The sequence below is a fragment of the Streptomyces atriruber genome (genome assembly GCF_001418325.1).
GTDB classification, from domain to species: domain Bacteria; phylum Actinomycetota; class Actinomycetes; order Streptomycetales; family Streptomycetaceae; genus Streptomyces; species Streptomyces atriruber.
The window spans coordinates 1-13,104 of record NZ_LIPN01000211.1 but is presented as its reverse complement, the minus strand read 5'-3'; the positions used below and the strand labels follow the sequence as shown (position 1 = coordinate 13,104).

2 protein-coding genes are annotated in these 13,104 nt (G+C 74.3%); both read left to right on the top strand.

Going from position 1 to position 13,104, the window contains the following annotated elements:
• Positions 1-4,713: SDR family NAD(P)-dependent oxidoreductase (locus AOK03_RS22220; protein WP_079074883.1), on the top strand; the 4,713-nt coding region annotated here is incomplete at its 5' end.
• 52 nt (positions 4,714-4,765) lie between these two features.
• Positions 4,766-13,104 (top strand): type I polyketide synthase (locus AOK03_RS22215; RefSeq protein WP_167355634.1); only part of this gene is annotated, 8,339 nt, incomplete at its 3' end.

Here is a 13,104-nt window from a genome sequence, read left to right as displayed (position 1 = left end):
CTGGCGCGGGTCGAGGTCGTGCAGCCGGTGCTGTGGGCCGTGATGGTGTCGCTGGCTGCGGTGTGGGCGGATCAGGGGATCACGCCTGCTGCGGTGATCGGGCATTCGCAGGGGGAGATGGCGGCCGCGTGTGTCGCGGGGGCGCTGTCGTTGGAGGATGCGGCAAGGATCGTGGCGGTACGCAGCGACGCCCTGCGTCAATTGCAGGGGCACGGCGACATGGCCTCGCTGGGTACCAGTGCCGAGCAGGCCGTCGAGTTGATCGGGGACGACCGGCCGGGCGTGAGTATCGCGGCCGTCAACGGGCCCTCCTCGACCGTCATCTCGGGCCCCCCGGAGCAGGTGGCCGCGGTCGTCGCGGACGCGGAAGCACGCGGGCTGCGTGCTCGGGTCATCGATGTCGGCTACGCCTCCCACAACCCGCAGATCGACCAGCTCCACGACCTGTTGACGGAACGCCTGGCCGACATCCGCCCCGTTGCGACGGACGTGGCGTTCTATTCCACTGTCACCGCTGAACGCCTGGCGGACACCACGGCGTTGGATACCGCCTACTGGGTGACCAACCTTCGCCAGCCGGTCCGCTTCGCCGACACCATCGAGGCGTTGTTGGCGGACGGCTATCGTCTGTTCATCGAGGCGAGTGCTCATCCGGTGCTGGGTCTTGGTATGGAGGAGACCATTGAGCGGGCGGATGTGCCCGCCACGGTGGTTCCCACTCTCCGTCGTGACCATGGCGATGCCGCTCAGCTCACCCGTGCCGCCGCGCTGGCGTTCATCGCGGGTGCGGAGGTCGACTGGCGGCGTTGGTTCCCGGCCGAGCCTGCCCCGCGTACCGTCGACCTGCCCACGTACGCCTTCCAACGCCGCCGCTACTGGCTTGCCGACACCGTGCGGCGGGACGTCGGGGACCAGGGGCCGACCGGGTCGGGGCACGCGCAGTTGCCGACCGTGGTCGCGCTCGCCGACGGGGGAGTGGTGCTCAACGGCCGGGTCTCCGCCGAGCGCGGCGGCTGGCTGGGCGGGCACGTGATCGCGGGGGCCGCTCTGGTGCCGGGTGCGGCGCTGGTCGAGTGGGTGCTGCGGGCCGCCGACGAGGCGGGCTCCGCGACGTTGGAGGAACTGACGCTCCAGGCACCCTTGGTGCTGCCCGGGAGCGGCGGTCTCCAGGTCCAGGTCGTCGTGGGTGTCGCCGACGACCAGGGCAGGAGCGACGTACGCGTGTACTCGCGTCCTGAGCAGGACGGCGCGGCGGCGTGGGTGTGCCATGCGGTCGGCGAGCTCGGGCGGGAACCGGGGGCGCGGCCGCCGCGGCAGGCCGGGCAGTGGCCCCCGGCGGGGGCCGAACCGGTGGATGTGGACGAGTTCTACGAAGGTGTCGCCGCCGCCGGATACGAGTACGGCCCGGCGTTCCGCGGACTTCGCGCGATGTGGCGGCAGGGCGAGGACGTGCTGGCGGACGTGGAGTTGCCCGAGCAGGCCGGTTCGCCTGCCGGGTTCGGCATTCACCCCGCGCTGTTGGACGCCGCCCTGCATCCGCTGCTCGCACGGCGCGGCCTGGACGGATCCGCGTCCGGGGCTGCGAGCGGGCAGGTGCTGCTGCCCTTCACCTGGAGCGGTGTCGCGCTGTGGGCCACCGACGCCACGACCGTGCGGGTGAGGATCAGCGGGCTGAGCGGGAGCGGCGAGGAGACCGTGTCGCTGGCGGTGACCGATCCCGCCGGGGCGCCCGTGATGGACGTGGCGGAGCTGCGGCTGCGGTCGACCAGCGCAGGGCAGGTGCGGGCGGCGGTCGGGTCCGGCGCCGACGGACTGTACGAACTGTGGTGGACGCCGCTCCCCGTCCCTGCGGCCGTGGACGGTTCCGGCGCGGTCGATGCCTCTGGTTGCGTGACGCTCGACGGACTGGACGTTGAGGGGGTACGTGAGGTCGCCGATACCTCCCCCCTCCCCTCGGTGGTCCTGGCACCCGTGGACACCTCGGATGCGGTCACGCATGAGGACGGACTCGCCCTGACAGGGCGTGTGTTGGGCGTCCTCCAGGAGTTCCTGGCCGTGCCCGGCCTGGAGCAGTCCCGGCTGGTCTTCGTGACCAGGGGCGCGGCTGGTCCTGATGAGGACTCCGGTGTGCCGGGCGCCCCGAATCCGGCGGGTGCCGCCGTATGGGGCCTCGTGCGCAGTGCGCAGTCGGAGAACCCGGGCCGGTTCGTCCTGCTCGACCTGCCCGACACCGACGGTCCGCTCGACGGCGCACCGGGTGCGGAGGTTCTGGACGCGGTGCGGTGCGCGGCGGCCGCGGACGAGCCCCAAGTCGCCCTGCGCGGGGGCCGCGTGCTGGTGCCCAGGTGGGCGCGGGCCGATACGTCGGGCGAGCTGACCGGACCGCCCGGAGCGCGGGCGTGGCGGCTCGTGGGCGGAGCGTCCGGGACGCTGGACGCCGTCGAGGCGGTGGCCTGCGACGAGGTGCTGCGGCCGTTGGAGCCGGGGCAGGTCCGGGTCGCGGTGCACGCGGCCGGGGTCAACTTCCGCGACGTGCTGATCGCTCTGGGCATGTATCCGGACGCCGACGCGCTGCCCGGCACCGAGGCGTCCGGCGTGGTGACGGAGGTCGGGCCTGGCGTCACCCGGCTCTCGGCGGGCGACCGTGTGATGGGCATGCTGAAGGAAGGCGCCTTCGGCCCGTGGGCCGTCGCAGACGCACGCATGCTGGCCCCCGTGCCGACCGCCTGGGACACGCGGCAGGCGGCCGCCGCCCCGGCCGCGTTCCTGACGGCGTGGTACGGGTTGGTGGAGCTGGCCGGGTTGAAGGCGGGGGAGCGGGTGTTGATCCATGCCGCCACCGGTGGTGTGGGGATGGCTGCGGTGCAGATCGCCCGGCATCTGGATGCCGAGGTCTTCGCGACCGCGAGCCCGGCCAAGCACGCAGTGTTGGAAGAGATGGGGATCGACGCCGCCCATCGTGCGTCCTCCCGGGACGCGGCGTTCGAGGACACCGTCCGCCGGGCCTCCGGCGGCCGTGGCGTGGACGTCGTCCTGAACAGCCTCACCGGCGAACTCCTCGACGCGTCCTTGCGGTTGCTCGATGGTGGCGGGCGGTTCGTCGAGATGGGCAAGAGCGATCCGCGCGAACCCGAACTGGTCGCGCTGGAGCACCCCGGTGTGTCGTACGAGGCCTTCGACCTGGTCGCCGACGCCGGTCCCGAGCGGCTCGGGCGGATGCTCGACCTGCTCGGCGAGCTCTTCGCCGCCGGGACGCTGGTGCCGCTGCCCGTCGACGCACGGCCGTTGGGGCGGGCGCCCGAGGCGTTCCGGTTCATGAGCCAGGCGAAGCACACCGGGAAACTCGTGCTCGACGTACCCGCGCCGCTCGACCCCGACGGCACCGTCCTCGTCACCGGAGGCACCGGAACCATCGGCGCCGCCGTGGCCGAACATCTGGCACGCACCGGTGAGAGCAGGCATCTGCTCATCGCCGGCCGCAGCGGAGGCGCTGCCGAAGGTGCACAGGAACTCCGCGCGCGGGTGGCGGAGTTGGGGGCCGTGGTCTCCTTCGCGGCCGTCGACCTGGGCGAGCCGGGAGCCGTCGCCGCGCTGATCGACGGAATCGATCCGGCGCACCCGCTGACCGGCGTCGTACACGCCGCCGGTGTGCTCGACAACGCCATGATCGGCACCCAGAGCCCCGAAAGCCTCGCCCGGGTGTGGGCTGCCAAGGCCGCCGCCGCGCACCAACTCCACGAGGCCACAAGGGAGCTGAGGCTCGGCCTCTTCGTGATGTTCTCCTCCTTCGCCTCCACCCTGGGCACCCCGGGCCAGGCCAACTACGCCGCCGCCAACGCCTACTGCGACGCGCTGGCCGCGCGCCGCCGTGCGGAGGGGCTGGCAGGTCTCTCCGTGGCGTGGGGGCTGTGGGAGGCCACCAGCGGCCTGACCGGCACGCTGTCCGCGGCCGACCGGGCCCGCATCGACCGGTACGGCATCAAGCCGACCGCCGCGGACCGCGGCTGCGCCCTGCTGGCGGCCGCACGCGTCCACGGGCGCCCCGACCTGCTCGCCCTGGACCTGGACCCCCGCGTCCCTGCCGCCTCCGACGCCCCCGTCCCCGCCGTACTGCGCACGCTGGCGGCCGCGGGCACACCCGCCGCCCGCCCCGCCGCGGCAGCCGCCGGGGAGGCGACGGACTGGTCCGGCAGGCTCGCCGGCCTCACTCCCGAGGCACAACTGGACCTCCTCACCGCGCTGGTGCGTACCCAGGCGGCCGGAGTCCTCGGACATGCCGACCCGGACGCGGTGCAGGTCGACACGCCGTTCAAGGAGCTCGGATTCGACTCGCTCACCGCCGTCGAACTGCGCAACAGGCTCGCGGCGGCGACCGGCCTGAAGCTGCCCGCGGCCCTGGTCTTCGACTACCCGCAGGCCCATGTGCTCGCCGCCCACCTGGCCGAACGGCTCGCACCCGACGGGGCGCGGGCCACGAACAGCGACATGACCGCCCAGGTCCTTCAGGAGGTGGCCCGGGTCGAGCACGCCCTGTCCGCCGCCGTCGCGCAGGGCCTGGACCAGGCGGCCGTCGCGGCCCGCCTGGAGGCACTCCTCGCCCGCTTCGCGGCGACCACGGCGGCCGCGGCGGACGGCGAGGAAGCGGTGGACCAGCTGGAGACGGCCACCGCCGAGCAGGTACTGGACTTCATCGACAACGAACTCGGGGTGTGAGCCGCATGCCGGCCGCACACCCCGCGATCACGGGCGGGGAGCTAAAGCGCACATGGTGAGCGAAGAGAAACTGGTCGACTACCTCAAGCGTGTCTCCGCGGACCTGCACGCCACCCGGCAGCGGCTGCGCGAGGCGGAGGAGCGCGACCAGGAACCGGTGGCCGTCGTGGAGATGGCCTGCCGCTACCCCGGCGGCGTCCGCACCCCCGAGGACCTGTGGGACCTGGTCTCAGCGGGCGGCAACGCCCTGGGCGCCTTCCCCGACAACCGCGGCTGGGACCTGGAGCGTCTCTTCCACCCCGACCCCGACCACCCGGGGACGACCTACGCCCGCGAGGGCGGGTTCGTCCACGACGTCGACCGGTTCGACCCCGAGTTCTTCGGCATCAGCCCGCGCGAGGCCGCGGTCCTCGACCCGCAGCAGCGACTGCTCCTGGAGTGCGCCTGGGAAGCGCTGGAGCGCGCGGGCATCGACCCGCAGTCGCTGCAGGGCAGCAGTACCGGCGTGTACGCGGGCGCGGCCCTGCCCGGCTTCGGCACCCCGCACATCGACGCGGCCGCCGAGGGCCACCTGGTCACCGGCAGCGCCCCGAGCGTCCTCTCCGGCCGCCTCGCCTACACCTTCGGCCTCGAAGGACCCGCGGTGACGATCGACACCGCCTGCTCGTCGTCGCTCGTCGCCGTGCACCTCGCCGCCCACGCGCTGCGGCGGCGCGAGTGCGACCTGGCGCTCGCGGGCGGCGTCACCGTCATGCCCACCCCGTACGTGTTCACCGAGTTCTCGCGCCAACGCGGCCTGGCCGCCGACGGCCGGTGCAAGCCCTTCGCGGCCGCCGCCGACGGCACCGCCTTCTCCGAGGGCGCCGGACTCCTCGTCCTGGAACGCCTCTCCGACGCCCGGCGGGCCGGTCACCGGGTGCTCGCCGTCATCCGTGGCTCCGCCGTCAACCAGGACGGCGCCAGCAACGGACTCACCGCCCCCAACGGCCCCTCCCAGCAGCGCGTGATCCGCGCCGCCCTCGCGGGGGCGCGGCTCTCGCCCGCGGAGGTGGACGCGGTCGAGGCGCACGGCACCGGCACGCGTCTCGGCGACCCCATCGAGGCCGACGCGCTCCTCGCCACGTACGGGCAGGAGCGGCACGAGGACCGGCCGCTGTGGCTCGGCTCGGTGAAGTCCAACATCGGCCACACCCAGGGTGCGGCGGGCGCGGCGGGCCTCATCAAGATGATCCAGGCGCTGCGGCACGAGACGCTGCCCGCCACGTTGTACGCCGACGAGCCCACCCCGCACGCCGACTGGGAGTCGGGCGCGGTGCGCCTGCTGACCGGGCCGGTCGCCTGGCCGCGGGGCGACCGCCCACGTCGGGCGGGCATCTCCTCGTTCGGCATCTCCGGCACGAATGCCCACCTCATTCTTGAGGAGGCGCCCCCGGTCGATGCCGATGCCGAAGGTGACGCCGGTGTGGATTCCGGGGGAGCCATCGGCGCCACGGGGTCCCGCGAGGAGCGGCGGGTGCCGGTGCCGTGGCTGCTGTCCGCGCGTACGCCCGACGCGCTGCGCGCCCAGGCGGACGCGCTGGCGGGGTATGTCGCCGACCACGCCGATCACGCCGACTGTGCTGCCCGCCCCGACAGCACCACGGCCGACGCGCCGGGCGCCCGCGTCGCCGCCGCTCAGGCTGACAGCTCCGCGGCTGACGGCTCCACGGCCGAGGGCGGCGGGTCCGCGACCGGGATCGTCGGGGCCGAGGCCGGTAGCGGCGACTCCGCGACCAGGGGCGTCGGTGCCACGACTGGGAGCACCGAGCCCGCGACCGACGCCGCCAGCGCCGCTTCCGCGACCGGCACCGCCGACCCCGAGGCCGATAACGGCACCTCCGCCACCTCCGCCACCGACATCGCCGCCACCCTCCTGCGCCGCACCCTCTTCGAGCACCGCGCCGTGGTGCTCGGCGCCGACCGCGGCGAGCGCGCCGCCGCGCTGGCCGCCCTCGCGGCCGGACGTACCCACCCCGCCCTCACCCGCGCCGCGGGCCCCGCGAGGAGCGGCGGCACCGCCTTCCTCTTCACCGGCCAGGGCAGCCAACGCCCCGCCATGGGCGCCCAGTTGTACGCCACCTTCGACGCATTCGCGCAGTCCCTGGACGAGACCTGCGCCCATCTGGACCCGCTGCTCGAACAGCCCCTGCGGGACGTCCTGTTCGCCCCCGTCGACAGCGCGCAGGCAGCCGTACTGCACGGGACCGGCGTGACCCAGGCCGCCCTGTTCGCCCTCGAAGTCGCCCTGTACCGCACGGTCACCTCCCTCGGTGTCGTCCCGAGCCATCTCACGGGGCACTCCGTCGGCGAGATCGCCGCCGCGCACGTCGCCGGAGTGCTCACCCTGCCGGACGCCTGCACACTGGTCGCGGCCCGCGGACGCCTCATGCAGGCCCTGCCCGCGGGCGGCGCGATGCTCGCGGTGCAGGCGGCCGAGGGCGACGTGCTGCCGCTGCTCGCCGGACGGGAGGAACACCTCTCGCTCGCCGCCGTCAACGGCCCCGCCGCCGTCGTCGTCTCCGGTGACGCCGCCGCGGTCGCGGACCTGGAACAGGCCCTGCGCGGGCGCGGGCTCAAGACCAAGCGCCTCAACGTCAGCCACGCCTTCCACTCGCCGCTGATCGAGCCGATGCTCGACGACTTCCGTGCCGTGGCCCGCACCCTGACCTTCCACGCGCCGACGCTGCCCGTCGTCTCCAACCTCACCGGACGCCTCGCGGACGCGGAGTTGCTCGCCGACCCCGAATACTGGGTGCGGCACGTGCGGCGTCCCGTGCGTTTCCACGACGGGCTGCGCACCCTGGGCGACCAGGGCGTCGTGCGCTACCTGGAGCTGGGGCCCGACCCTGTCCTCGCCACCATGGTCCAGGACTGCCTCCCCGCCAGGACGGGCGACGAGGACGAGGCCGAACCGGTCGTCGCGGCCGCCCTGCGCTCCGGACACGACGAGGCCCGTACGCTGCTGGGGGCCGTCGCCGCGCTCCACACCGACGGGCAACCGGCCGACCTCGCCGCCTTGGTCCCCGCCGACGCGGCACAACTGCCGCTGCCCACCTACCGGTTCCAGCGCAGGCGGTACTGGCGCGTCACCCCCGACGCCGCGGCCCCGGCCCGTGCCGCGGGGCTCCAGGAGACCGGCCACCCCCTCCTGCCCGCCGTCATCCGGCAGGCCGACGGCGGCCTCCTGCTCGCGGGACGCCTGTCCCTGCGTACGCAACCGTGGCTCGCCGACCACTCGATCGCGGGCGGCGTACCGCTGCCCGCCACCGCATTCGTCGAACTCGCCCTGATCGCGGGGCGGCACGCCGACTGCGACACCGTCGACGACCTGACCCTGGAAACACCGCTGCTGCTCGACGACTCCGCCGCGGGGCACGGGACCGGGGCCGGGGAGAGCGCCGGAACGGGCGCCGACGCCGTGAAGGTGCAGGTCGCCGTCGGTGCCCCCGACGACTCCGGGCGCCGTACCCTCACCGTCCACTCCCGGCCCGCCGACGCGGAGGACGACGACGAGACGGGCGAGGACGGCGACCCGCACGGCTGGCGCCGCCACGCCACCGGCGTCCTCACCACGGGCCGGAGCACCGAACCGCCGCTCCCCGACACCACGCCCTGGCCGCCCGCCGACGCCACCGCCCTCGACGTGGACGCGCTGTACGACCGGCTCGACGCGCAGGGCTACAGCTACGGGCCCGCCTTCCGCGCGGTGCACGCCGCCTGGCGGCACGGCGACGACCTCTACGCTGACGTCCGCCTCGCCGACGAACAGCGCGCCGACGCGACCGCGTTCGCCCTCCACCCGGCGCTCTTCGACGCCGCGCTGCACGTCGTCGACGAGCTCTACCACGACAGCGGCAGCGGCAGCGGCACGGACGCCCCGGTACGGCTGCCGTTCGCCTTCGGCGACATACGCCACCACGCCACCGGGGCCACCCGGCTGCGCGTCCGTCTCGGCCCCCGGGGCGACGACCGGCTGCGCCTGGCCCTGGCCGACACCGACGGCGCCCCCGTCGCCACGGTCGACACCCTCCAACTGCGGATCGTCCCCGCCGACCGCTGGCGCTCCGCCCACCCCGCCGCCGCGCCCCCGCTGCACCACCTGGACTGGCAGCCGCTGCCGCTGCCCGACACCGCGCCGACCGCCGCCACCTGGGCCGTGCTCGGCACCGACGACTCGGGCCTCGCCCCCGCCGCGCACCACCATCCGGACCTGGCCGCCCTGACGGCCGCCGTCGAAAACGGCGGACCCGTACCGGACGTCGTCTTCGCGCCCATGCCCGCCGAGGGCAGCCCGAAGCACACCACCGGCCAGGACGGCGCGACCGGCCAAAGCGACACGACCGGCAAGGGGGACGCCACCGGCCAAGGCCATGCGGAGGCAGCCACCGACCTCCCCGCCCGAGTACGCGCGCACGCCCAGCACACCCTCGACCTCCTGCGCGCCTGGCTCGCCGCGGACACGCTCACCGCCGCCCGCCTCGTCGTCCTCACCACGGGTGCCGTCACCGCCCGCGCCGACGACGCCCCCGCCGACCTGGCCACCGCACCCCTCTGGGGCCTGGTCCGCGCCGCGCAGGCCGAACAGCCCGACCGCGTCCTGCTCGTCGACGTCGACCAGGACCCCGCGTCACGCCACGCCCTGCCCGCCGCCCTGGCCGCCGCGACCACCCACGCCGAGACACAGCTCGCCCTGCGCGCGGGCACCGCGCTCGTGCCGCGCCTCGCCGCGACCCCGCCTCCGGCCGACGCCACCGCGCCGGACATCGACCCGAACGGCACCGTCCTCATCACCGGTGGCACCGGCGGCCTCGGCCGGGCCGTTGCCCGCCACCTGGCCACCGCGCACGGAGCCCGCCACCTGCTCCTCGTGAGCCGCCGCGGCGAGGCCGCCGAAGGCGTCTCCGAGTTGCGCGCGAACCTCATGGACGACGCCGTTGACGTACGCGTCGCCGCCTGCGACATCACCGACCGCGAAGCGCTCACCGCCCTCCTGTCGGACATCCCCGCCGCCCACCCGCTGACCGCCGTCGTCCACACCGCGGGCGTCATCGACGACAGCCTCATCGCGTCGATGACCCCCGACCGCCTCGACGCCGTCCTGGCACCCAAGGCCGACGCGGCCTGGACCCTGCACGAACTCACCCGCGACCTGGACCTGGCGGCCTTCGTCCTCTTCTCCTCCGGAGCCTCCGTCCTCGGCAACGGCGGCCAGTCCAACTACGCCGCCGCCAACGCGTTCCTCAACACCCTCGCCGAGCACCGCCGCGCCCAGGGCCTCGCCGCCACCTCCCTGGCCTGGGGCCTCTGGGAATCCGCGTCCGGCGGCATGGCCGCACGGCTCGGCGACGCCGACCGCGCCCGCATCCACCGGACCGGCGTCGCGGGCCTCACCGACGAGCAGGCCCTGGCCCTCTTCGACGCGGCCCTGACGGCCCCGCACCCCACGGTCCTCGCCACCCGTTTCGACCGCGCCGTCCTGCGAGGCCAGGCCGCGGCCCGCACCCTCCAGCCCGCCCTGCGCGGCCTGGTCCGCACGCCGCGCACCGCCGCGGCCGCCACCGACGAGAACGCGGCGGCACCCGCCTCGTGGAGCGCCCGCCTCGCTCGGCTGTCCGCCGCCGACCGGGACCGCGCCCTGAGCGACCTCGTCCGTGAGCAGATCGCGACCGTCCTGGCCCACCCCTCGCCCGAATCCCTCGAACTGGGCCGTGCCTTCCAGGAGTTGGGCTTCGACTCGCTCACCGCCCTGGAGCTGCGCAACCGCCTCTCCACCGCCACGGGCATCCGTCTGCCCGCCACCCTCATCTTCGACCACCCCAGCCCCACCGCCCTCGTACGCCACCTCCGCAGCCATCTCCCCGACGCCGACCAGCGCACCTCCCCGGCCGTCCCCGTACCGTCGGCGCCCACCAACGCCACCGACGGCGACCCCATCGCCATTGTCGGCATGGCCTGCCACTACCCGGGCGGCGTGACCTCGCCCGAGGAGCTGTGGCGCCTCGTGGCCACCGGCACCGACGCCATCGGACCGTTCCCCGAGGACCGCGGCTGGGACACGGCGGGACTCTTCGACCCCGACCCCGACCGGGTCGGCCACAGCTACACCCGGGAAGGCGGCTTCCTCTACGACGCCGCCCGGTTCGACGCGGCCTTCTTCGGCATCAGCCCGCGCGAGGCCGCCGCCACCGATCCGCAGCAGCGACTCCTCCTGGAAACCGCCTGGCAGGCCTTCGAGAACGCGGGCATCGACCCGGCGGCCCTGCGCGGCACCCCGTGCGGAGTCATCACCGGGATCATGTACGACGACTACGGTTCCCGCTTCCTCGCCCGCAAGCCGGACGGCTTCGAGGGACGCATCATGACCGGCAGCACACCGAGCGTCGCCTCCGGCCGGGTCGCGTACACCTTCGGCCTCGAAGGCCCCGCGATCACGGTGGACACGGCGTGTTCGTCCTCCCTCGTCGCGATGCACCTGGCGTCCCAGGCCCTGCGCCAGGGCGAGTGCGAGCTCGCACTCGCCGGAGGCGTGACCGTGATGGCCACCCCGAACACCTTCGTCGAGTTCTCGCGCCAGCGCGGCCTGGCCCCCGACGGCCGCTGCAAGCCGTTCGCCGCCGCCGCCGACGGAACCGGCTGGGGCGAAGGCGCCGGACTCGTCGTCCTGGAGCGCCTCTCCGACGCCCGCCGCAACGGCCACAAGGTCCTCGCCCTGCTGCGCGGCTCGGCCGTGAACCAGGACGGCGCGAGCAACGGCATGACCGCCCCGAACGGACCCTCCCAGGAACGCGTCATCCGCGCGGCCCTCGCCGGCGCGGGCCGGAGCCCCGACGACGTGGACGTCGTGGAGGCCCATGGCACCGGCACGACGCTCGGCGACCCCATCGAGGCGCAGGCCCTGCTGGCCACGTACGGCCAAGGGCGCTCCGAGGACCGGCCGTTGTGGCTCGGCTCGGTGAAGTCCAACATCGGCCACACGCAGGCCGCGGCCGGTGTCGCGGGCGTGATCAAGATGGTCATGGCCCTGCGCCACGAACAACTCCCCGCGACACTCCACGCCGACGAATCGACTCCCCACGTGGAGTGGGACGGCGGCGGAGTACGCCTGCTGACGGAGCCGGTCCCGTGGTCGCGCGGAGAACGTGCCCGTCGTGCCGGGGTGTCCTCGTTCGGCATTTCGGGGACGAATGCGCATTTGATTTTGGAGGAGGCGCCGTTGCCGGAGGAGGAGGCGGCTGGGGCCGTCTCGTCTGTGGCTGGTGGTGCGGCGGGGGTTGTGGTGCCGTGGGTGGTGTCGGGGCGGACGCCTGATGCGTTGCGTGAGCAGGCGCGGCGGTTGGGTGCGTTCGTGGCGGGTGACACGGAGGCGCTTCCGGCGGAGGTCGGGTGGTCGTTGGCGACGACGCGGTCGGTGTTCGAGCATCGGGCCGTGGTGGTGGGTCGGGACCGCGATGCGCTCCTGGCCGGGCTCCGTTCCCTGGCAGCGGGCGAGCCGTCACCAGACGTCGTCCAGGGCGCCGTACAGGGTGCTTCTGGCGCGGGGCCGGTGCTGGTCTTCCCCGGACAGGGCTCGCAGTGGGTCGGCATGGGAGCCCAACTGCTGGACCAGTCACCGGTGTTCGCGGCACGGATCGCCGAGTGCGAGCAGGCGTTGTCCGCGTACGTGGACTGGTCGCTGCGGGACGTATTGCGTGGGGATGGGGCCGAGCTGGCGCGGGTGGAGGTCGTGCAGCCCGTGCTGTGGGCCGTGATGGTGTCACTGGCTGCGGTGTGGGCGGATCAGGGCATCACCCCGGCCGCGGTGATCGGGCACTCGCAGGGCGAGATGGCGGCCGCCTGTGTCGCGGGCGCACTGTCGTTGGAGGATGCGGCACGGATCGTGGCGGTACGCAGCGACGCCCTGCGCCAGTTGCAGGGGCACGGCGACATGGCCTCGCTGGGCACCAGCGCCGAGGAAGCCGTCGAGTTGATCGGGGACGACCGGCCGGGCGTGAGTATCGCGGCCGTCAACGGGCCCTCCTCGACCGTCATCTCGGGCCCCCCGGAGCAGGTGGCCGCGGTCGTCGCCGACGCGGAGCAGGCCGGGCTGCGCGCCCGGGTCATCGATGTCGGCTACGCCTCCCACAACCCCCAGATCGACCAGCTCCACGACCTGCTCACCGAGCGCCTGGCCGACATCCGCCCCGCCTCCACCGACGTGGCGTTCTACTCCACTGTCACCGCCGAACGCCTGGCAGACACCACTGCGTTGGACACCGCCTACTGGGTCACCAACCTCCGCCAACCCGTCCGCTTCGCCGACACCATCGAAGCCCTCCTCGCCGACGGCTACCGCCTGTTCATCGAGGCCAGCCC